This is a genomic window from Marinobacter sp. MMG032 (genome assembly GCF_040112695.1).
Taxonomy (GTDB): Bacteria; Pseudomonadota; Gammaproteobacteria; order Pseudomonadales; family Oleiphilaceae; genus Marinobacter; species Marinobacter salsuginis.
On sequence record NZ_CP157802.1, the window covers coordinates 137,427 to 157,119 of the forward strand.

The 19,693-nt window shown below is 57.0% G+C and carries 23 protein-coding genes; 8 read left to right on the top strand and 15 right to left on the bottom strand.

Annotated elements, in window-relative coordinates; translation table 11 throughout:
- Nucleotides 1-300: 300 nt before the first annotated feature.
- The 4 genes from hemH to ABNF92_RS00610 form a co-directional block, all read right to left on the bottom strand.
- Nucleotides 301-1,410, bottom strand: coding sequence for a ferrochelatase (gene hemH, locus ABNF92_RS00595; RefSeq protein ID WP_069183579.1), 1,110 nt, complete (start codon nucleotides 1,408-1,410; stop codon nucleotides 301-303).
- A gap of 37 nt (nucleotides 1,411-1,447) precedes the next feature.
- On the bottom strand, nucleotides 1,448-1,879 hold the full coding sequence (locus tag ABNF92_RS00600; protein ID WP_069183580.1) for a TIGR01244 family sulfur transferase: 432 nt from the start codon (nucleotides 1,877-1,879) through the stop codon (nucleotides 1,448-1,450).
- A 96-nt stretch (nucleotides 1,880-1,975) separates the two neighbouring features.
- Nucleotides 1,976-2,401, bottom strand: coding sequence for a YeeE/YedE family protein (locus tag ABNF92_RS00605; RefSeq protein ID WP_153633487.1), 426 nt, complete (start codon nucleotides 2,399-2,401; stop codon nucleotides 1,976-1,978).
- Between the two features lie 4 nt (nucleotides 2,402-2,405).
- The gene (locus ABNF92_RS00610; RefSeq protein WP_069183581.1) at nucleotides 2,406-2,843 is read right to left on the bottom strand and encodes a YeeE/YedE family protein; all 438 of its coding nucleotides are present in this window, start codon (nucleotides 2,841-2,843) and stop codon (nucleotides 2,406-2,408) included.
- A gap of 345 nt (nucleotides 2,844-3,188) precedes the next feature.
- On the opposite strand from ABNF92_RS00610, the gene ABNF92_RS00615 reads away from it, so the two are divergent.
- Nucleotides 3,189-3,605, top strand: coding sequence for a phasin family protein (locus tag ABNF92_RS00615; RefSeq protein WP_069183582.1), 417 nt, complete (start codon nucleotides 3,189-3,191; stop codon nucleotides 3,603-3,605).
- A gap of 9 nt (nucleotides 3,606-3,614) precedes the next feature.
- On the opposite strand, the gene ABNF92_RS00620 is transcribed toward ABNF92_RS00615, so the two are convergent.
- The 10 genes from ABNF92_RS00620 to ABNF92_RS00665 form a co-directional block, all read right to left on the bottom strand.
- Nucleotides 3,615-4,244, bottom strand: coding sequence for a TetR/AcrR family transcriptional regulator (locus tag ABNF92_RS00620; RefSeq protein ID WP_291908935.1), 630 nt, complete (start codon nucleotides 4,242-4,244; stop codon nucleotides 3,615-3,617).
- A gap of 18 nt (nucleotides 4,245-4,262) precedes the next feature.
- Nucleotides 4,263-5,075, bottom strand: coding sequence for an exodeoxyribonuclease III (gene xthA / locus ABNF92_RS00625; RefSeq protein WP_136632203.1), 813 nt, complete (start codon nucleotides 5,073-5,075; stop codon nucleotides 4,263-4,265).
- Nucleotides 5,076-5,156: 81 nt separating this feature from the next.
- Entirely contained in the window at nucleotides 5,157-5,897 is a 741-nt protein-coding gene (locus tag ABNF92_RS00630; protein ID WP_291908940.1) for a hypothetical protein, read from the bottom strand.
- Nucleotides 5,894-6,415: a DUF2878 domain-containing protein gene (locus ABNF92_RS00635; RefSeq protein WP_136632205.1), complete on the bottom strand. Its 522-nt coding sequence runs from the start codon at nucleotides 6,413-6,415 to the stop codon at nucleotides 5,894-5,896. The genes ABNF92_RS00630 and ABNF92_RS00635 overlap by 4 nt, the downstream gene beginning before the upstream one ends.
- Entirely contained in the window at nucleotides 6,412-7,686 is a 1,275-nt protein-coding gene (locus ABNF92_RS00640) for a cyclopropane-fatty-acyl-phospholipid synthase family protein (RefSeq protein WP_291908943.1), read from the bottom strand. Before ABNF92_RS00640 ends, ABNF92_RS00635 begins: the two co-directional genes overlap by 4 nt.
- Entirely contained in the window at nucleotides 7,674-8,558 is an 885-nt protein-coding gene (locus tag ABNF92_RS00645; protein ID WP_349343135.1) for a DUF1365 domain-containing protein, read from the bottom strand. Before ABNF92_RS00645 ends, ABNF92_RS00640 begins: the two co-directional genes overlap by 13 nt.
- A 2-nt stretch (nucleotides 8,559-8,560) precedes the next feature.
- Complete coding sequence (locus ABNF92_RS00650; protein WP_349343136.1) at nucleotides 8,561-9,826, bottom strand: FAD-dependent oxidoreductase; 1,266 nt, start codon at nucleotides 9,824-9,826, stop codon at nucleotides 8,561-8,563.
- Nucleotides 9,823-10,623, bottom strand: a complete 801-nt coding sequence (locus ABNF92_RS00655; protein ID WP_349343137.1) for an SDR family NAD(P)-dependent oxidoreductase — start codon at nucleotides 10,621-10,623, stop codon at nucleotides 9,823-9,825. The genes ABNF92_RS00650 and ABNF92_RS00655 overlap by 4 nt, the downstream gene beginning before the upstream one ends.
- On the bottom strand, nucleotides 10,620-11,087 hold the full coding sequence (locus tag ABNF92_RS00660; protein ID WP_349343138.1) for a nuclear transport factor 2 family protein: 468 nt from the start codon (nucleotides 11,085-11,087) through the stop codon (nucleotides 10,620-10,622). Before ABNF92_RS00660 ends, ABNF92_RS00655 begins: the two co-directional genes overlap by 4 nt.
- The gene (locus ABNF92_RS00665) at nucleotides 11,084-12,040 is read right to left on the bottom strand and encodes an acyl-CoA desaturase (protein ID WP_069183592.1); all 957 of its coding nucleotides are present in this window, start codon (nucleotides 12,038-12,040) and stop codon (nucleotides 11,084-11,086) included. Before ABNF92_RS00665 ends, ABNF92_RS00660 begins: the two co-directional genes overlap by 4 nt.
- A 116-nt stretch (nucleotides 12,041-12,156) precedes the next feature.
- Between ABNF92_RS00665 and ABNF92_RS00670 the strand changes: the two genes are divergently transcribed.
- A complete protein-coding gene (locus tag ABNF92_RS00670) occupies nucleotides 12,157-13,185 on the top strand; it encodes an FAD-dependent oxidoreductase (RefSeq protein ID WP_349343139.1) in 1,029 nt (342 codons plus the stop codon).
- Here ABNF92_RS00670 and ABNF92_RS00675 read toward each other — a convergent pair.
- Nucleotides 13,175-14,659: a phosphohydrolase gene (locus tag ABNF92_RS00675; RefSeq protein WP_349343140.1), complete on the bottom strand. Its 1,485-nt coding sequence runs from the start codon at nucleotides 14,657-14,659 to the stop codon at nucleotides 13,175-13,177. The genes ABNF92_RS00670 and ABNF92_RS00675 overlap by 11 nt on opposite strands.
- Before the next feature lie 114 nt (nucleotides 14,660-14,773).
- Here ABNF92_RS00675 and ABNF92_RS00680 point away from each other — a divergent pair, with 114 nt between their 5' ends.
- From ABNF92_RS00680 to ABNF92_RS00705, 6 genes are all read left to right on the top strand, one after another.
- The gene (locus ABNF92_RS00680; protein ID WP_069183595.1) at nucleotides 14,774-15,982 is read left to right on the top strand and encodes a SpoIIE family protein phosphatase; all 1,209 of its coding nucleotides are present in this window, start codon (nucleotides 14,774-14,776) and stop codon (nucleotides 15,980-15,982) included.
- Between the two features lie 14 nt (nucleotides 15,983-15,996).
- Nucleotides 15,997-16,488 (top strand): STAS domain-containing protein, encoded by a 492-nt coding sequence (locus ABNF92_RS00685; protein ID WP_064230439.1) that lies wholly within the window; start codon nucleotides 15,997-15,999, stop codon nucleotides 16,486-16,488.
- A gap of 78 nt (nucleotides 16,489-16,566) precedes the next feature.
- A complete protein-coding gene (locus ABNF92_RS00690; RefSeq protein WP_349343141.1) occupies nucleotides 16,567-17,634 on the top strand; it encodes an NAD(P)H-dependent glycerol-3-phosphate dehydrogenase in 1,068 nt (355 codons plus the stop codon).
- Nucleotides 17,635-17,677: 43 nt separating this feature from the next.
- Nucleotides 17,678-18,127: a histidine phosphatase family protein gene (locus ABNF92_RS00695; protein ID WP_349343142.1), complete on the top strand. Its 450-nt coding sequence runs from the start codon at nucleotides 17,678-17,680 to the stop codon at nucleotides 18,125-18,127.
- Between the two features lie 45 nt (nucleotides 18,128-18,172).
- Complete coding sequence (locus tag ABNF92_RS00700; RefSeq protein ID WP_349343143.1) at nucleotides 18,173-19,069, top strand: radical SAM protein; 897 nt, start codon at nucleotides 18,173-18,175, stop codon at nucleotides 19,067-19,069.
- Between the two features lie 24 nt (nucleotides 19,070-19,093).
- On the top strand, nucleotides 19,094-19,660 hold the full coding sequence (locus ABNF92_RS00705) for a DUF1285 domain-containing protein (RefSeq protein WP_349343144.1): 567 nt from the start codon (nucleotides 19,094-19,096) through the stop codon (nucleotides 19,658-19,660).
- Nucleotides 19,661-19,693 lie beyond the last annotated feature (33 nt).

A 19,693-nucleotide genomic window follows, 5' to 3' on the forward strand; every position in this document is an offset into this window, starting at 1 on the left:
TTGGCGCCAGGTCACCCTCACTATCCAGTTATCGAACGTATGAGGGCGAAACATGACTAACTTCCAGAAGAATCACCCATCACGCGACCGCTCAATGGAACGCCGCGATCGGAAGTTCTCTGTCTCCGCAAATCGGGGTAAGGCCAGTCACAGGGTGCGTTACGTGGAGGCAGGCGGTGCTGCGGTTGATACTGAGGAATGCACGTTCTGCCAGTCTGTACCGGATCTTTCAGCGAATGAGCGGGAGACGGGGGAGGAACGGAGCAGCTGATACTGCCCCGGTTGTAAGCCTGGGCCGGCTCAAAGATCCCGGCCCGGATAGGTCATTTCTTTTTGCTCATCGGCTCTTTGTTGCCGTGCAGCCAGTGCATCAGGTTCGTTCTTCGGCACCTGCCAGCCTTCCAGATTATCCTCGATCAGTTTCACCAGAGCTTCGATGTGGCCGGGCGTGGCGTTCAGTGCAGTGATATAGCTGAAGCCTTCACCGCCGGCTTCCATGAAGTACTCGCGGTTTTCCTCGTCGATTTCCTCAATGGTCTCCAGGCAGTCCGATGAGAAGCCGGGGCAGAACACGTCGATGGATTTCACGCCCTTGCCCGGCAGAGATTTCAGGGTTTCATCCGTGTAGGGCTTGAGCCACTCTTCCTTGCCAAATCTGGACTGGAAGGTGGTCATGTAGTCTTCCTTGCTCAGGCCAAGGCGTTCCGCCAGCAACCGTGAGGTTTTGTGGCATTCGCAGTGGTAGGGGTCGCCTTTGGTCAGGTATTTCAGTGGCACCCCGTGATAGGAGAACACCAGCTTCTGGTTCCGCCCGTGGTTCGACCAGTGTGCCTCGATGTGGCGGGCCATGGCTTCAATGTACGGCGGGTAATCCGGGTAATGGGAAATAAACCGGAAATCCGGCAGCCAGCGCCTCTTGGTGAAATCCCTGGCGATGGCGTCGAAAGTGGAGGCAGAGGTCGAGGCGGAGTACTGGGGGTACAGCGGCAGAACCAGCAGCTTCCGCACTCCCTGTTCCTGCATCTCATCCAGAACCCGTGCAATCGACGGATTGCCGTACCGCATGGCAAACCCGACGACCACGTTGGGCCCATACTTGCGTTTCAGGGCCTCCCGGATGCCCTCAGCCTGCTTTGCGGTGTGCAACAGCAGTGGAGAGCCTTCTGGCTGCCACACACTGGAATAGGCCTCCGCACTGCGCTTGGGCCGAATGCGGAGGATAACCCCGTGCAGGATCAGCCACCACAGTGGCCTGGGCAGTTCCACCACTCGCGGGTCCGAGAGAAATTCAGCCAGGTAACGCCGGAGTGCCGAGGTGGTCGGGGCGTCCGGGGTGCCCAGGTTGGTGACCAGCACGCCCAATCGGTCGGGCTGGTTGTGGCTGAAATTCTCTGAACCTTTGTATTGCATGCGGTGGATCCTGAACGTAGATGAAACGGTTGGATTATCAGCTGTTATCGGCGGCCTGCTGTGCCATCCTCGGCGCAAGGCCTGAGATGTCGTAGCCGGCGTTGCGTGCCTTGGTAAAGATTTCATTGGCTGATGTATTTCTGGCCGAGCTCAGTGCCCACAACACGGTGCAGCGGGTTCCGGAGCGGCAGAAGGCCAGTACGGGCTTTTCCGCGTCCCGGATCATTGGCGCAAATCGGTTTACATCGTCATCGGTGATGTTGCCTGACTCCACCGGCATATAGACCCACTCAAGGCCCTGTTCCCGCGCGGCCGCTTCAATGTCTGCCATTGCCGGTTGGCCGGGTTCCTCGTGATCAGGGCGGTTTGCTACCAGGGTCTTGAAACCCAGCCTGGCGGCCTCTGCCACATCTTCGACGGAAATCTGGGGTGCAACTGAAATGTTGTCATCAATCTTTCTGATATCCATGGATGTCCTCTCCGGATCGAGTAGTGGGGCTGCCGCCATGATCGCATAGCCTCCGGGCTGTGTCAGAATGGCGGCAGGAAAATTAACAGAAACTACTTATGCTTTCGCGCGGCTGCGCTCAATCACCTCGAAGATGCCCATACCCGCGACCATGGCGGCCACAAACACCGCCGCCTTGATTTCGCCGGCACCGAGCGCGACCAGCCCGGGGCCGGGACAAAAACCGGCTATGCCCCAGCCGATGCCGAACATCAGACCGCCCAGGATCAGCCGTTTGTCGATATGGTTGCTGGTGGGCATCTTCATGTGGAAGCCGAGAAAGGAGAGGGTACGTTTACGGGCAACGGCAAACGCGACCACGCCCACCATGATGGCTCCGCCCATCACAAAGGCGAGTGAAGGATCCCAGGCGCCGGCAATATCCAGGAAGCCGAGCACCTTCTCGGGATTTGCCATACCGGACACGATCAGGCCCAGACCAAAAACCAGGCCGGCAAACAGGGAGGCAAGTGAAAATTTCATGGCGTCAGACTCCCAGAAGATGACGAATGACATAAACAGTGACAAATCCGGCTGCCATGAAGCTGAGGGTGGCGGCCAACGAGCGAAGTGAAAGCCGCGACAGCCCGCAAACTCCGTGACCACTGGTGCAGCCGGAACCGTATCGCGTGCCGATACCGACAAGCAGTCCGGCAATAATCAGAGCCGGATAGCCGGCTTCGATTTCAATGGGGGGAAGTTCAGTAGCCAGTACCCAGACAGCCGGAGCACCGATTAACCCCAACAGAAACGCGAGGCGCCAGGCGATATCGCCCTTTGCCGGCGCAAGAAGCCCACCGAGAATTCCGCTGATGCCGGCAATACGACCGTTCAGAAGCAGAAAGCTGGCAGCGGCGATGCCCACCAGAATGCCCCCCAGAAGCGCGGACCAGGGCGTGAAGTTACTCCAGGCGATTTCAATCATCTGTTACTCCGAACGTTAAACGTGGTTTTTGGAATAAGCATATATCTGGGGGCGATAATACCAAAAAAAAGCCCGGCAAAGGATGCCGGGCAGAGGCGTGCGAGTAGTATCCATGAAAGACTTCCAGACAAACCGGCATCAGCAGGGACGCCGGTATTGGGAAGTATTGACTATATTTTGAACACTTCAAGCGAGAGTCACTTTCGTTTGAAAACATTTTTTCATATCGGATACGTCTTTATACTGCGGCCTTTCACTGTGCGGCTCTCAGGCCGACTGAAATCCGGCCAAACCTGTAATACAATAGGCCATCGAAAGAAATATCCGTACCCCCGAGGTTGTTACATGTCTGACGAGAACGACAATAAGCCGGAGAATGATCCGCAACTGGCGGCAAAAATCAAGGATTCCGCCCGCCAGATCTGGTTGGCCGGGCTGGGTGCCTATACTAAAGCCGAAGAGGACACCGGCCGATTCTTCGATCGTCTTGTTCAGGAAGGTGAGCAACTGGAGAACAAAACCCGGGGTGTGGTCGAGAAGCAGATCAAGTCCGTGGAAGACCGGGTCGAAGGGGTTCGTGAACGTGCCACCGGTACCTGGGACCGGCTTGAGCACATGTTTGATGAACGGGTTTCCGGGGCACTGAGGCGCCTGGGGATCCACCGCAGGGAAGAGATCGAATCCCTGGAACGGAGGATTGAAGCCCTTGAATCAGAGCTTGCCCGCCTGCGCAATCGTGCCGGTGACGATGAAGAGGAATAATCGCGCCCCTCAGAGATAGTCCCGGCTCATCAGTCGGGCTTCTTCGCGGTGGCCGGGTTCGAGGTAGGGAAGGATCAGGTGCATCATCTGGTAGACCCCACGCCCCGGATCGACTGATTCCCTGTCATCCAAGTGGGATAGGGTGTCAAAAGCACTCCAGTAACAGGCAGTTAGCGTTAACTGCTCACACAAAGACTCAAGTTCTTCAGGTTCTATTGCCATGATTTCCTGGCGCCGGAAGCTGTCGCAAATGGTTCTGAACGCGACGATTTTCTTCTTCTGGATGCGCTTGAAACGAACCTGCAGTTGATCGTAGCGGGACAGAACGTTCACCAGATCCTGGTAGAGAAACCGGTAGCGGGCGACGGTCTCAAACAGTAGGTGCAGGAAAAACCCCTGTTGATCGAGGCTGATGTCGGCGTCTTCCGGAACCGCCAGAAGATCCACCATGTCGTGCTCGAACTGGTCGAACAGCTCCTCGACAATGTCGCCCTTGCTTTTGAAGTGGTAGTAAAGGTTGCCCGGGCTGATATCCAGCTCATCTGAGATCAGCAGTGTTGTGACATTGGGCTCGCCAATGCTGTTAAACAGCGCCAGGCTGGTCTGAAGAATACGGTCGCGGGTTTTGATTTTTTTCATGTCGCGCCCGGCCAGCCCCTAGAGTTCGAAGCTCGCCCAGACCGGACAATGGTCGGACGGCCGTTCCATGGCTCGAATGTCGTAGGAAACGCCTGCCTGGCGGGCTTTGGGCAGCAGACTGTCGCTGGCCATGATCAGATCAATCCTGAGACCGCGCTTGGGATCCCGTTCAAATCCCTTGCTGCGGTAATCGAACCAGCTGAATGTGTCCGCCTCGTCCGGGTGCAGGTGGCGGAATACATCGGTGTAGCCGCGCGACTCAACCTGGCCCAGCCATTCCCGCTCCTCGGGCAGAAAGGAACATTTGCCGGTGCGCAGCCAGCGCTTGGCGTTGTCTGCGCCAATGCCAATGTCCTTGTCGGTTGGAGAGATGTTCATATCGCCCATGACCACGACATGCCCTCCGGCTTGCTTGAGCTCGTCCAGGTAGCGCATCAGATCGGCGTAGAATTTTTCCTTGGCAGGGAACTTCACCGGGTGGTCGCGGCTCTCGCCCTGGGGAAAGTAGCCGTTAATTACTGTCAGTTTTTCACCATTTACGGTGAACTGGCCGGTGATCAATCTGCGCTGGGAGTCCTCGCCGTCCCAGGGGTAGCCTTTGACAATCTCGTCCGGCTCAGCCTTTGAGAGCAGCGCAACGCCGTAGTGGGTCTTCTGGCCATGAAAGTGGACGTGGTAGCCGAGTTCGCGGATTGCTTCGACGGGAAAGTCGTCGTCCTGGACCTTGGTTTCCTGAAGACCGATAAAATCCGGAGCCAGGGCGTCGATGACGGCCTCAAGCTGATGCAGGCGGGTTCGGATACTGTTGACGTTGAAAGAGACGAACATCATTACGAAAAACTCTCCGGCGTTGGTTCCCGGCGGAGTTTAACACACTGACCCCCTGGGTCTGCCTTGGCAGGGGCGAAAGTTTCAGGGGGTCAGTTCACAATCCGGGCTGGTTTGCACGGAATAGCGAATATGTGCGGTGTAGTTCTCGTCCTGGTTTTTCCGGATATTGGTCAGGCCAAGATAATCGGAAAGGGCACCGGCGTTGTTGTAACCCAGCACGATAGGATCCACCAGGAACCTCAGCACCATGCCTGTCGGACGTATCTGGACTACATGGTCGGCGTCTATTTGTTCGTTCTCGACACGTTCCAGCACAAAGCCATAGTGCTCGCCCCGGGTAGGCCCTAGGAAACGGAATTCCACCGGGTCACCGGCCAGTACGCTTTGCCAGTTCTGGCGGACAAAGTTGTCGAAACCCGCATCGACAACCGTATTGGACGGGTACTCCACCTGGAACCGCTCCGAATCGCCCCCAGGCGTCTGCCAGTTGATCATCAGAGTATCGGGTTCTGGATAGGTGATCTCCATCTTTTCGTCGAACGTGGGCTGCAAGAAATCCACGGTCGGTCGCAGAACTGACGCCCCATATTCCAGGGACTTACGCGCGAACGACTCTTCATAGCCAGGCTTGTGATAGGCCACTTCATGCTGTCGGGGCCGGAAGATTCCTTCCTCACAGGTTCCATCAACGGCATGCCGTTCCTCGTAGATGACGTTACCGCCGTCGGTGGTCGCGGTACCGGTGAAGCGAAAATCCTGTGCCACCGCCGGCAACGCTGCAGTCATCAAGGCAAAGGAAACGACCAAAGGCCTGGTTCTCATTGCACCAGCTCCGGATAAAGCGTTTTGCGGGCGTACAAAAGCAATGGAAAAACCACTAGCCAGCCAAATGCGAGTGCGATCAGTGAGGGCATCAACTCCGGCAGCTGCACGGCGCCGAGCTGGCTGGCGGACCAGTAGGCGAACGGGCCAGCGAAGGGTGCAAGAACGAACGGCAACCACGCCTTCTTGCTGATCCAGTCCAGAGAATGGCTCAGAGTGGTCATGAAAATGGCCCAGATGGCCACCAACCACGGTGGCGTCAGCATCACCTGTCCGGTTCCGTCGTCCAGAATTCCGGTCCGGAACCAGATGCCGTCCAGAACGGAGCCAACCACGGTTCCCAGGCCGATGAACTGCAGCTCTGTCATTCGGTTCTGGCTCACAAGCACAAAGTGCAGCACCAGAAACACCACCACCACGCCAGCTCCGATCAGGCCCGGATAAAACACGCAGGCAAACCATCCTGCCTGGAACAGCAGAAAGTTCAGGATGTTACGGGCAGTTTCAGAGGCGATCATACGCTCAGGATGTTCTCACGTTTGTTGCCGGGCTTGGCGAAAACCAGCTGCGCCACGCCAATGGCACGTTCACTGAAGCCCGCCTCGCAATAGGCAAAGTAGAAGTGCCACAGGCGACGGAAGGCCTCGTCGTAGCCCATGGAATCCAGCTTGTCACGCTGAGCCATGAAGCGTTCACACCAGTCGTGAAGCGTTCGGGCATAGTGAAATCCGATGTCTTCGGCATGGGTCAGCACCAGTTTGCTCTCATTGCGGACGGACTCCAGTATCGCGCCGAAAGAGGGAATAAAGCTGCCCGGGAAGATGAAGCGCTGAATAAAATCGACGTTTTTCAGGGCCCTGTGGTACCTCTGCTCCGGCATGTTGATGGCCTGCACAAGTGCCAGCCCATCGGGCTTTAACAGCGCGTTGATCTGGGAGAAGTAGCTGTCCAGGAACTGCGGGCCGACGGCTTCGATCATCTCGATGGATACCAGCTTGTCGAACTGGCCTTCAAGATCCCGGTAATCGTCAAACAGAAGGGTAATACGGTCTTCCAGGCCTTCCTTCTGAACCCGCGCCTTCGCCAACTCCAGCTGTTCCCTGGAAATGGTCGTGGTAGTCACGTGGCAGCCGTAATGTTTGGCGGCGTGGATCGCAAAGCCGCCCCAGCCGGTGCCGATTTCAATCACTTTGTCGCCAGGCTGGAGATCGAGTTTCCGGCAAATGGTATCCAGCTTGTGCACAGCCGCTTCTTCTAGCGTGGATTCGGCACTTGGGTATATGGCTGAGGAATACATCATGGTTGGGTCCAGGAACGCCTCGAACAGATCGTTACCCAGATCGTAATGGGCGCTGATGTTCTTCCGCGAGCCTTCCTTGGTGTTCCGGTTTAGCCAATGCAACCCTTTCAGGGCCGGTTTGGTAACCCAACTGAACCGGTCTTCAAACTCATTCATTCGGTCAACGTTACGGGTAAAGAAACGGAGCAGGGCAACCAGGTCGGGCGTGGACCAGTCACCGGCCACAAAGGCCTCCGCAGCACCGACACTTCCGCCGGTCAGAAGATCACGCCAGGTACTGTGATCGTGAACGATCAATTCGGCAGGTTGGTACTGGCTGTTATCATCTCCGAATACCAGATCTTCAAAACCGGATTCCCTGACTGTCAATTTGCCTTCGCCCAGTAGACGGAGCTGCTGAATCACCAGAGTCCTTGCAAACCGGCTAAGAACCGGCAGGCTGCCGGAGTCGGATGAGGTGTTTTCAACTGAGGTATTCAGGTTCTCCATGAGCTTACCCTTCCACGGATCTTGTCATTGGTCTCGGAGCTGGTGACATCCAGCCCGGAATCATCGTGCCCACGGCGGTAGGCGCTGTCGTCTTCGGGAAGCTTGTCCGGGTGGCTGTAGAATGGCGCCCCCTTCAGCTTGAGGCGCAGCGCATGCCAGTAAATGCCGGCCACAACCTTGAACGCTTCCAACGGAAACTTTCGAAGACTTCTGTGCACATCTTTACGATTGAGAGGTGTGCGTTGGACTACCAGAGTGGCATCAAAATGTTTTCGGTCGCCCTCAAGAACATTCATGTGAATTCTGAGATCCGGGCCGCGGAAACTGAATGTCCATTCGTAGTGCTGGTTCATGCCATTGAATGGCGAGACGTGAAAACGCTTGCTGAAGCCAAACCGCTCGGTGCGCCACCCGGCCTGGTTAGGTTCTGCCCCCATGGTTTCCAGACAATAGACATGGCGATCGTGCCAGGGGGTGTTGGTAATCTGGGCAACGATCACTTTGGGAACCACGCCATCAGCCGGGCGCTCCCCGGACCGGTAGCAAAAGTAGAAACTGACCGGGTTGAACACATAACCGAAATACCGGGGATGGGTGATCAGCTCCACTTCGCCGTCGGGGTGCCAGCCCGTGGCTTCCTCAACGTGATCGCGAACCGCAACCGAGAGGTCCCCGGTGTCCGGTCGGAAATAATCCCTGCGTTTCAGGGAAATCCAGTTAAAACGTTCCAGGGAGAACAGCGGACTGACCCCTGAAACCGTGTCCCACTCGTCGGTGTCCAGGGCCAGCATGCCCGTGCTGTAGCTGAATTCGTGTTGCACCGGGTACTTCCGTCTGTGCCGGACAGTACCCTCCAGCCACTGGCTGTTCATGATCAAAGCTCCACCCCGAAGGCTTCGGTTACCCGCAGCGCACTGCGAACACCGTCTTCGTGGAACCCGTTGAACCAGTATGCACCGCAGAAATGGGTCCGATTCTGATTGCCGATTTCGTCGTAGCGTTCCTGGGCAGCCACCGCGTCCAGTGTGAATACCGGGTGAGCATACTCGAAGCGTTTAATAACCTTGTCGGGATCAATATCACGGCTGCGGTTCAGGGTCACACAGAAAGTTTCCGGGGCATCGTGGAAATTCTGCAGGATATTCATGTTGTAGGTAACCGAGACCGGTTCGGTACTATGGGTCGGGATGAAATAGTTCCAGGCCGCCCACGCCCGGCGATTATCCGGTAACACACTGCTGTCGGTGTGGAGTACCACATCATTATTCTGGTAGGCCATGGCGCCCAGAATGTCGCGTTCCTTGTCGGTTGCGTCGGCGAGCATCGCTAACGCCTGGTCGCTGTGACAGCCAAAGATCACCTGGTCGAAGTGGTGTTCCTCGCCTTTTACAGTAAGCGTAACGCCGCCTTCATTCCGGACAACCCTGTCAACAGGGCTGTTCAGATGCATGCCATCACCGAGCCTGTACATCATTTTCTTTACGTACTGGGCGGAGCCGCCTGAAATCACCCGCCAGGTGGGGCGGTCATCCACCGAAAGCATGCCGTGATTGTTGAAAAACTGGAGGAAGAAGCGGATCGGAAACTGTTCCAGCACGATTTCCGGCGCTGACCAGATGGCCGCTCCCATGGGTACGATGTAGTAGTTCCGGAAGTAACGGGAATAGCCATTCCGGTTCAGGTATTCGCCCAGGGTTTCTTCGTTGTTGATGTTGCCCGCTTCCAGGTCAGCCCGCGTTTCCTTGTTAAACCGAAGAATCTCCCGAACCATCTTCAGAAACGGCAGGTTGAACAGGTTCTTCCGCTGGGCGAACAGCGTGTTGAGGCTGGTGCCGTTGTATTGCAGGCCGGTGCTGCTGCAATCCACACTGAAGCTCATGTCGCTGACCTCAGATGCCACCCCGAGCCGCTCCATCAGCTTGATGAAATTGGGGTAGGTCCAGTCGTTGAACACGATGAACCCGGTGTTTACCGGCCAGGTACGACCACCGGTCTCTACCTCTTCGGTGTTGGTATGACCACCGGCGTAGTCGCCGGCCTCAAAAACCTGAACCTCGTGTTTCTCGGCCAAAAGCCAGGCAGCCGTGAGGCCGGAAACGCCGGCCCCAATGACAGCAATTCGCTGACGTTCACTACTCATCCATTGATTTCCTGTTCGGCGTTACTTTTACGGGCCATGGAGGCCGACATCCGGTCAATCAGGGGCCGGGGAAGGGCACCAAGCACTTTGAGCATCCAGGTAAATCGCTTCGGGAAAGCGATTTCGTTTTTACCACGTGCCAGCCCGCTTACAATCCGTTCTGCCGCGTCCTCGGCCGAGACCAGGAAGGGCATCGGGAAATCATTGCGGTCGGTCAGAGGGGTTTTTACAAAGCCAGGAGAGACTACGACCACATCAATACCCTCGGCCGCGAGATCCGCCCTGAGGGATTGGGCAAAGTAGGTCAGCGCAGCCTTGGAAGCGCCGTAACCTTCGGCCCGGCCAAACGGGAACCACCAGGCAGACGAACTGACAATTACCAGGGTGGCCGGTTGCCCCTTTGCCCGGCTGCGGCGCAGAGCGGGCAGAGCAATCTCCAGGCACCTGGCCGTGCCAATCACATTGGTGTGGATGTTCTTCTCGATAACATCACTGTCATAGTGTGCTATCTCCAGATACTCACATGTACCGGCGTTGAGAATCACCATGTTCAGGTCGCCGTGGTTCTCAAGCGACCCCGCAATGGCTTGAAGATCCTCCTTGCTGGTGGTGTCCGCTGCAGCCGGGATAATCCTGTCGGGCGCCACGGATGCCAGTTCTTCGAGCGCTCCCTTGCGTCGCCCGGTAATAACGAGCCGATGACCGCCGCGTGCAAGTGCGCGGGTAACGGACTCACCAATGCCGGAACTGGCACCCGTTATCCAGATATTCGAGGTTTCCTGAAGTCGATCACTCATCCTGCCTGATCCTTGATCCAGCGAATGACCCTGCCAACTACCGGCAGGTTTTCGTAGAGCATTTCCCCTGCGTCAAAGTAGTCACGGTGGTAGCACACCATGCCATCACGTATCTCCAGATGGCTTATGCCCCGAACCTGGACCTCCCGCCCCTTGCGAATCCGCTTGTGGCGCAGGTGCATCACCCAGGGCACGGCGGCAAATTCTCCCTGTACAATCGCTTCGCCAAAATCGAAGCGGCAGGAAATAACGTTTGCATAGGCACCGGCGAAATAGCGGGTGAGCTCATCAAGCCCTTGTACTGTCTCCAGCGGGTCCTGAAAGCGGATATCCTCGCTGTAGACCTCTGAAAGTTTGTTCAGATTGCCTTTATCGAGTTCGTTGAAGAGCGCCCTGAAATGGTCGAGCGCCGCCGGAAGCGCCGAGTTCCGCTTACCGACTTCGATCTTTGAGGCGGTTGTCATTTGTTGCTCCTCCTCGCTTTATCCAGTTCGCGTGTCTCCTCCTGAATATGCTTGGGAATCGGATTAAGCTCCCAGATGATTCCCAGCTTCGACATCAGCCACAGTCCATACCATGTGATATCGATTTCATACCACCGAAAGCCCTGCCGGACAGACTGTGGCCAGCGGTGATGGTTGTTGTGCCATCCTTCCCCGAGGGTAATCAGAGCCAGCCAGAAATTGTTTCTGCTGTCGTCGGATGTCTCGAACCGGCGTTTGCCCCAGACGTGGGAGAGGGAATTGATCGACACAGTGGCGTGGAACAACACCACGGTCGAGATAAAGAAACCCCACACCAGCAGCTGCAGCCCATTGGTACCCAGGCCCGGAGCCCAGGCTGCCAGAGCTTCGCCCAGGGCATAGATGCCGACGGCTGCCAGGGCGGGAACCAGCGCATCAAACCGGTTGATCAGTTTGAGCTCTGGAAACTTGAGCCAGTCGCGAACGCGGCGTTCGTCTGTTGCAAACCCGGCGTCACAGGTGAACCAGCCCATGTGTGACCACCAGAAACCGCCCTGGTGAGGCGAATGAAGGTCCAGTTCATCATCGGAGTGCTGGTGATGGTGTCGGTGATGCGCTGCCCACCACAGGGGGCCACGCTGGGCAGCGCTGGCGCCCAGAACAGCGAAGACGAACTGGGCAGGGCGACTGGTCTTGAACGTTTTGTGGGCAAAGTACCGGTGATAGAATCCTGTAATCGCGAACATCCGCACCAGGAAAAACGCAAACGCAAACCCGATGGCGAATGCGCTTGCCCCCGTGTAAAACGCCAGCAAACATGCCAGATGAAGCGCTATGAACGGGATAACCCGCAAAAAATTGAATGATCTGGATGTCGTGTCGATGTGATCCGAACCCGCCTCGGAATCGAACCACCTCAAAATGTTTGTAAACCAATGCTGCATTCGGGTCATACCCTGATTGCCCTTTCTCTTGTATGGAACCTTGATCGCACGCTCAGCCCTGTGGCCGAAGCCGTTTCATGGGATGTTGTACGATCTGACTACCGGAATTGGATGCACGATAAACCATGTTTAATCAAACCTTTGATTCACCACTTATACGCCGTATCGCTATCGTTGGTTCAGGCCTTGCCGGGCTGACAGCGGCGATCCAGTTACGAAGCCTGGGCCATGACGTTACGGTCTTCGAGAAAAGCCGGGGGCCCGGTGGCAGGCTCGCGGCAAAACGGGTAACCGGCGGTTCGGCGGATGTGGGAGCGCAGTACTTCACCTCCCGGAATCCGGATTTCCTGCCGTTTCTCCGCAATTTCGCCGGCCCGGAAAGTTTCGGACCGTGGGAAGGGCGGTTTGGTTTCCAGACCGAAGCAGGCAATTGGGAGCCATTTCCGGACGAAACGCGATTCGTTGGAACCCCACGCATGACGGCCATTACCCGCGCCCTGTCGGCCCACGCCACCGTTGTTACTGAAACCCGGGTGGGCAAGTTGGCCCGAAACGACCAGTCCTGGCGCCTCCTGGATACCTCTGGCACTCAACTTGGCGACTTTGACCAGGTGATCATTACCGCTCCGCCGGCACAGGCCCAGGATCTTCTCGCCGACAGCGGTCTGGAAGAGCTTGCTTCGCAACTTGATGATCCGGTGAGTCGGGTTTTGCCATGCTGGGCTGTCGCTGCTCATTTCCCCGAGTCGCCCTGGCCGCACCATGAGGGAATGCGCTGCCAGCATCCGGCATTGTTCTGGGTGGCCAACAATTCCAGCAAACCCGGTCGGGAAGACAAAGGGCAGTGGTGGGTTTTGCACGCCAGTCCGGCCTGGACCGAAGAGCATGTGGATGCGCCTGCCGAACAAGTAGCCGACAAACTCCTGGCCGCATTCCGGGAATTGACCGGCTTTGAAACCCCGCCAGACGAATGGGTCACGCACCGCTGGCTCTATGCCCGCTCCGAGGGTGGCGACCAGCCTGGGCACTTATGGTTTCCGGATTACGGGCTGGGGCTTGCCGGCGACTGGCTCAGTGGCGGACGGGTTGAAGGTGCCTTTGACAGCGCCAGCGACCTCGTTGCCGAACTGACCACTGGGGCTGTTACTCAGTGAGAGCCTCCTGGCTACCCGTTGTAACATCCGGGCGAGTGTAGAAATGGGTGATGGTGCCGTCGCTGAATTTGCTGAAGAAGGCGCTCACATCGGTGATCTTCTTCAGTGAACGGCCACGGTGAATGGGCTCGCGCACCAGCACCTTGATGCCGTTGAAATTGTCCTGGATATTCGAGAAGCGTGCCCGCATGGAGCAGGTCACCACCTGGGCCGGGTTGAGCGAAAGCTCGCCAGCCAGCCAGGCGCTGTGCCGCTCAATGCCCCTGGCGGAGAGGTCTTCACGGGTATCCAGGTGGTTCAGCTTCACCCGGTTTACGATGCAGAAGGAAAAGCTCTTGGGGTGTTTGCGGGCCACTTTCCGGAAGGCCTCCCAGAAAAAGTTGTCGGTCAGCTCTGCAAAATAGGCCATGTCGCTCAGGCAGGTATCCACCCATCCAAAGTTGTCCGGGTCATCGAGCACTTCGTTGATTGCTTCCCGAAGCAGCCAGTCAAAGCCGAGTGCGGTCTTGTGGGCATACACCTTCCGGTACATCTGGTGGCGACTGTAGACAAAGTCTTCCAGCGCCCCCAGCCCCTTCTGGGTAATGGCCAGCCCCAGCCAGGGTTCAGAAACATCCCAGCCAAAGCGCAGGTTGCTCAGCAGGTGGTCCAGATTGAAGCCGCCGATGGTCACCGACGAGTGGAAGCCATCCCGCAACATGTAATCAGCGCGGTCGGCATCGATTTCGCCCGATACAATGGATGACAGCAGATCCATTACCAGGCCCGGAATGTCTTCGCTCAGGGGAGAACCGGCGGCCGCATCCTCTCCCGCGATAAAGGCCCAGAACGTTCGAGCGTGGCGGCAGAATGTTTCGCTGGGCCTTACTTCGGTCGTTTCCATGATGCCGATGACATCCCGGGCGTATAGGCCTGCACTCTCCAGATCCACGGCCGTTAGTACATCGTGGGCGACTCGCACGGAGTAGTGTTCGTGTTCGAGTTCATCGGGCTCTTTCGGGTGGTACGTGGAATAATCCACGCCGTGCCAGAGATCCCGGAATCGTCCCGGCCGGGACATCAACTCCCGAATGCGTCGAGCCTGGGTGAACTGATGCGAGAAACTGGAGTGGCCACTGTCGTGCAGCAGACAGCCCAGACGGATGGTTTTTGCCAGGTAGTCGATGGCGTCGAGCTGGCTCAGGCTCAGATCCGTTTGTTCACTCAGCTGGCGTTCCCGCAGATAGGCGTCAATCATCGAGCGGAACATACGGGTGCCCACGTGCATCACGCCGATGCTGTGCAGAAACCGGGAATGGGTTGCTCCGGGGAAGACCAGGCTGAGGATGTCGTTCTGGCAGATGTTTCGAAGGCGCTGGAACAGCGGATGGTCGATCACCTGGATTTCGTGCCGGTAGAGTGGAATGCCTCCATGAACCGGATCCATGATCAGCTTGTCATAGGCTCCGAGTAGATCGTTTACGGCACGTCGCATCAGCTGGAATCCTCCGATTTCATGAACTTGGCCTTGTTATATCACAGGGGCGTGCCAGAATAGGCTTATTCAAGCCAATTTATCGTTTATCGCAGGTAGTTTAGGGCAGTCGCCATGACCTCGCGCACCGAGCGCATACTTATAATAGACGCCGATGAAAAGGCCCGTACGGATCTCGCCCGATACCTCGAAGCGCGGGGGTTCTACGTAACGGGGTATCCGGATCTCGCCGGCGCCAAGGCCCTGTTTGACGATAACATTCCCGATGTCATCTTTGCAGATCTGTCTCCGGAGGCCATCCGGGACCTTGCCAGCCGCCTGGAAGAAGCCGAAACCTTCACCCCGATCGTGGCCTGTTCCTCCAGTGAATCCAGTGCCGATGTGGTCAATGCGCTCCGGGCCGGGGCGGCCGATTTTGTCCTGAAACCCTGCAACGACGACAAAGGTGCCCTGGATGATGTCCTCGGGAAACTGTTTGACCGGGTTCGGGTCAATCGGCTGAATCAGCTGTACCGACAGGAACTGGAAGAGGCCAACCGGGATCTCCGGGACGGCATTGCCGAGTTACGGGCAGACCAGCGTGCCGGACGGAAAGTCCAGCTACGAATGCTGCCCGAGCACGAGCAGGTCATGAGCGGCCTACACGTGGACCACATGATCAAGCCGTCGCTCTATCTGAGCGGCGATTTTCTGGATTATTTCCGCATTTCCGACGACAAGGTACTGGTCTACATTGCTGATGTCTCCGGCCATGGCGCCAGCTCAGCTTTCGTGACGGTATTGCTGAAAAACCTGACGAACCGCCTCCAGCGCAACCTTCGCCGGGGCTCCAGTGAAGATATCCTGCACCCGGACCGCTTCCTGGAACGAATCAACTCGGAATTGTTGGATACCGGTCTCGGCAAACACGTAACCGTATTCGTTGGCATCATTTCCCTGAGTGAGCGTAAATTGAACTACGCAGTGGGCGCACATTTCCCGATGCCCATCCTGTCCTTCGAGGGAGGGAAGACGGCTTTCCTGGAGGGGAGCGGGCTACCGGTCGGGTTGTTTGAAACCCCTGAGTGGGAGGTGTACGAAGTCCCCCTGAACAAACCGTTTCATCTGACCCTGTTTTCGGATGGAATTCTGGAAGTTATCCGGGAAAAAGGTCTGGATGAAAAGGAACGGACACTACTTGAACTCGTATCGGGAGGTCGTCACACTATCGCCTCTCTGAGCGATGCTCTGAATCTCGACCAGATCACAGAGCTGCCGGACGATATCGCTATCGTATCGGTTACTGATACCATTGGGACATCAGATAACACCCCGTCGAATTAGTGGCAGTGTGAGACATGGCTGGTTACAAGATCCTGCAAGCTGAAAAACAGGGCATTTATGTCCTGAAGTTTATCGGGGAAATCCGGCTGAACCTGTGTTCGACGCTGGACAATCTGGTTGAGTCCATTACCCAGGACCCACAGTTCAAGACTGTGGTAATCGACCTGACCGAAACCGAGATCATCGACAGCACCACGCTCGGACTGCTTGCCAAGATAGCCATGGCGGCCCAGAAACAAAGCCACTTCCTGCCCACACTGATTTCGACCAACCCTGACATTACCCGCATTATCACTTCCATGGGGTTCGACAAGATATTCATCATCGTTCGAGAACCCGCGTCCCGTATTGAAGAGCTTGAAGAGATACCTGTACTCAGAGCCAGTGAACAGCAGGTTCGGGACAAGGTGCTCGATGCCCACAAGGTACTGATGGGCCTGAACAACCGAAACAGGGAAGAATTCAAGAATCTGGTGCGCGCTCTGGAATGTGAAGAGCCCGGTTAATGCCTCCTTGCCTCGATGTGAGGCGATGCCGGTTTCACACCTGATCTGACAAACCTGATCTGACAAAACGGAAGAACTATGTCTGAACAATCGACGCCTCAAGACACCGGGGCAACCGGACCGGTGCACGACGTAGCGGTTCTCGGCGGTGGCAGCTTCGGCACCGCCATGACCAAAGTACTGGGTGAAAACGGCCACCGCGTGCACTTCTGGATGCGCGGCCAGGACCAGGCCGAGGAAATTCGTACCACCCGGGTGAACAGCCGCTATATGCCCGGCGTTGAACTGTCCGGAGATATTCAGCCCACCACGGACCTTGCGGATGCCGTCCGTAAGGCCGAAATTGTATTCGTCGCCATTCCCAGCAAGGCATTTCGGGCCGTCATTCGCGAAAACTGTGAAAAATTCCGCGACGATCAGATTGTGATCAGCCTGACCAAAGGCATTGAAGAGCACGGCTTCAAGTTGATGAGCGAGATTCTCCAGGAGGAGATTCCCCGTTGCCGCACAGGCGTTCTCAGTGGTCCCAATCTGGCGGGAGAAATCGTCAATCGCGATTTGACTGCTACCGTTATCGCCGCCAAGGATCCAGACGTGCGCCGTTCCGTTCAGGATCTGCTGGGCTGCGAATACTTCCGCGTATACGCCAATGTGGATGTGTATGGCGTAGAACTCGCCGGAGCACTGAAAAATATCTATGCAATCGTTGCTGGCCTCGCCTCTGCCCTGGAGATGGGGGAGAACGCCAAGGCCATGCTGATCACACGGGGGCTTGCGGAAATGAGCCGGTTCGCCGTCAGCCTCGGTGCCAACCCGATGACCTTCATGGGGCTGGCGGGCGTTGGTGACCTGATTGTCACCTGCACCTCATCCAAGAGCCGAAATTTCCGTGTGGGCTATGCAGTAGGCCAGGGCCAGAAGCTGGATGATGCGGTGGCGGAGCTCGGGCAGGTGGCCGAAGGTATCTATACCCTGAAACTGGTTAAGGAAAAGGCCGAGGCAATCGGTATCTATATGCCGCTGGTCCGTGGTCTTTACGAGATTCTCTACGAGAACGCATCCATCAAGGCGGTGATCAACAGCCTGATGATGTCGGTCCAGAATTCCGACGTAGAGTTCATCTTGCCGCGTACCATCAGCCAGTAAAACGGTTTGAAAAGGCCGGAGACGGTCTGAAAGGAGAGAGCCCTTGCAACTGCTCATCATGCGTCACGGCGAAGCCGGCTGGCACACGCTGGATCAGGAGCGTGAACTGACAGAATCCGGCCGCCTGGGCGCGGCTGAGGTCGCTGCCCGGATCGCCGAGTCGCCCTGGCGCCCAAAACTGATCTGGAGCAGCCCTTATGTCCGGGCCCGGCAAACGGCGGCGATTGTTTCCGAGATCCTGAATTGTCCCGTTGAAGAAAAGCTGTTTATCACCCCGGACGACGACCCAGGCGCGTGCCTCGATGCATTGATTGAGCAGCATGAATCGCCACTACTGATAGTCTCCCACATGCCGCTGGTCGGTAGTCTTGCCACCCTTCTGGTAGATGCCCACCGTCGCGGCATTCCGTTCATGACTTCCCAGGCGGTGATGCTCGATATGCCGGTGGTTGGCCCGGGCTGCGCAGACTTGAAAGCGCAGTTTCTGCCCTGATACTCGGTTTATCCGATTTCTGAATTCTCAAATCCGAGCCTGATTATGTACAGCTTTCCGATTGACTATGTAGAGCCGGTATTCCGGCCTCCCAGCGAAGCCAAGTCATTGATCCTTCCGGTTACCAACGGCTGTTCCTGGAACAAATGCACCTTTTGCGAGATGTACACCCAGCCGCAGAAGAAATTCCGGGCCCGCAAGCCCGACGACGTGCTTCAGGATATCCTGAATGCAGCTCGCAGCCTCGGTGGCGTGCGCCGGGTCTTCCTGGCGGATGGGGACGCCATGGTGTTGCCGACCCGTCGCCTGCTGGAGATTCTCGGGCAGCTACGGGAGGCCTTCCCGGACCTGCAGCGGGTTTCCAGCTACTGCCTGCCTCGTAATCTTGCCAAAAAAACCGTGGAAGAGCTGGCACAGCTGAAAGAAGCCGGGCTCCAGATTCTCTACGTCGGAATGGAATCCGGCGATGATGAGGTTCTACGCCGCGTCAACAAAGGCGAAACCTGGGAATCCACCCGCTCGGCACTGCTCAAGATTCGCGAAGCGGGCCTTACCAGTTCTGTAATGGTGCTCAATGGGCTGGGCGGTGAAAGTCTCTCCCGTCAGCATGCGATCAACACCGCCACACTCTGTAATGAGACCCAGCCGGACTACCTGTCGACCCTCGTGGTGAGCTTCCCACAGGGGCAGGAGCGTTTCCGGGAAGGGTTCGGTGACGATTTCGTGCCGCTGTCCCAGCAAGGGTTGTTCGAGGAAATTCGTCTGTTCCTGGAGCACCTGGAACTGGACAAAACCATCTTCCGCAGTGACCACGCCTCGAACTATCTCGTTCTCAAGGGGACGCTGGGCAGGGACAAACAGAAGATGCTGGACCAGGTGAACCTGGCCATCACCAATCCCGGTGCGGCGCCGCTGCGTGCGGAATGGATGCGCGGGTTGTAATTTACCGGACCGGGAGCCACGGTTATGAGCATGAATCCGGATAATCTTGCAAAACAGGTGGAGGAAACCGTGAAGAATGCCGGAAACCCGCCCCTGGATCAGTGGAACCCCGAGCTTTCGGGCGATATGGACCTGCGCATCACCCGTGATGGCCAGTGGATATTCAAGGGTGAGCCATTGGCGCGGGAAGCCATCGTACGTCTCTTCTCCACCATTCTCCGCAAGGAAGAAGATGGCGAGTACTACCTGGTGACCCCGGTCGAGAAGTGGCGAATTCAGGTTGAGGATGCACCGCTTCTGGCGCACTCGCTCCAGGTATCCGGAGAGGGCGACCGGCAGGTCATCTCACTGACCACCAATGTGGGCGAAACCCTGGAGATCGGCCAGAACCACCCGCTGGAAGTGGGAACCTATCCGGGCTCTGATGAGCCTCGCCCGGTTGTGAAGGTTCGCCATGGTGTCGACGCGCGCCTGGTCACGGCTGCCTATTATGATCTGGCTGACCATGTGGTCGAGCGAAACGAGGGTGGTCATCCGACCCTCGGCGTCTTTAGCCACGGAATTTTCTATAAAATCGGGCAGGGTGGTTGAAAACCCGTACCGCGGCCCCAGAATTACGGTAGA

Excerpts from the sequence above, each read along its gene's own strand:
- ABNF92_RS00620 (WP_291908935.1), bottom strand. The coding sequence starts at position 4,244 with ATGAAAAAAATCAAAACCCGCGACCGTATTCTTCAGACCAGCCTGGCG.
- ABNF92_RS00660 (WP_349343138.1), bottom strand. The coding sequence starts at position 11,087 with ATGACAACCGCCTCAAAGATCGAAGTCGGTAAGCGGAACTCGGCGCTT.
- ABNF92_RS00605 (WP_153633487.1), bottom strand. The coding sequence starts at position 2,401 with ATGAAATTTTCACTTGCCTCCCTGTTTGCCGGCCTGGTTTTTGGTCTG.
- xthA (WP_136632203.1), bottom strand. The coding sequence starts at position 5,075 with ATGATGTTCGTCTCTTTCAACGTCAACAGTATCCGAACCCGCCTGCAT.
- ABNF92_RS00635 (WP_136632205.1), bottom strand. The coding sequence starts at position 6,415 with ATGATCGCCTCTGAAACTGCCCGTAACATCCTGAACTTTCTGCTGTTC.
- ABNF92_RS00655 (WP_349343137.1), bottom strand. The coding sequence starts at position 10,623 with ATGAGTGATCGACTTCAGGAAACCTCGAATATCTGGATAACGGGTGCC.
- ABNF92_RS00675 (WP_349343140.1), bottom strand. The coding sequence starts at position 14,659 with ATGCGACGTGCCGTAAACGATCTACTCGGAGCCTATGACAAGCTGATC.
- ABNF92_RS00640 (WP_291908943.1), bottom strand. The coding sequence starts at position 7,686 with ATGGAGAACCTGAATACCTCAGTTGAAAACACCTCATCCGACTCCGGC.
- ABNF92_RS00650 (WP_349343136.1), bottom strand. The coding sequence starts at position 9,826 with ATGAGTAGTGAACGTCAGCGAATTGCTGTCATTGGGGCCGGCGTTTCC.
- ABNF92_RS00670 (WP_349343139.1), top strand. The coding sequence starts at position 12,157 with ATGTTTAATCAAACCTTTGATTCACCACTTATACGCCGTATCGCTATC.
- ABNF92_RS00600 (WP_069183580.1), bottom strand. The coding sequence starts at position 1,879 with ATGGATATCAGAAAGATTGATGACAACATTTCAGTTGCACCCCAGATT.
- ABNF92_RS00690 (WP_349343141.1), top strand. The coding sequence starts at position 16,567 with ATGTCTGAACAATCGACGCCTCAAGACACCGGGGCAACCGGACCGGTG.
- ABNF92_RS00610 (WP_069183581.1), bottom strand. The coding sequence starts at position 2,843 with ATGATTGAAATCGCCTGGAGTAACTTCACGCCCTGGTCCGCGCTTCTG.
- ABNF92_RS00685 (WP_064230439.1), top strand. The coding sequence starts at position 15,997 with ATGGCTGGTTACAAGATCCTGCAAGCTGAAAAACAGGGCATTTATGTC.
- hemH (WP_069183579.1), bottom strand. The coding sequence starts at position 1,410 with ATGCAATACAAAGGTTCAGAGAATTTCAGCCACAACCAGCCCGACCGA.
- ABNF92_RS00665 (WP_069183592.1), bottom strand. The coding sequence starts at position 12,040 with ATGACCCGAATGCAGCATTGGTTTACAAACATTTTGAGGTGGTTCGAT.
- ABNF92_RS00680 (WP_069183595.1), top strand. The coding sequence starts at position 14,774 with ATGACCTCGCGCACCGAGCGCATACTTATAATAGACGCCGATGAAAAG.
- ABNF92_RS00705 (WP_349343144.1), top strand. The coding sequence starts at position 19,094 with ATGAGCATGAATCCGGATAATCTTGCAAAACAGGTGGAGGAAACCGTG.
- ABNF92_RS00700 (WP_349343143.1), top strand. The coding sequence starts at position 18,173 with ATGTACAGCTTTCCGATTGACTATGTAGAGCCGGTATTCCGGCCTCCC.
- ABNF92_RS00615 (WP_069183582.1), top strand. The coding sequence starts at position 3,189 with ATGTCTGACGAGAACGACAATAAGCCGGAGAATGATCCGCAACTGGCG.
- ABNF92_RS00645 (WP_349343135.1), bottom strand. The coding sequence starts at position 8,558 with ATGAACAGCCAGTGGCTGGAGGGTACTGTCCGGCACAGACGGAAGTAC.
- ABNF92_RS00630 (WP_291908940.1), bottom strand. The coding sequence starts at position 5,897 with ATGAGAACCAGGCCTTTGGTCGTTTCCTTTGCCTTGATGACTGCAGCG.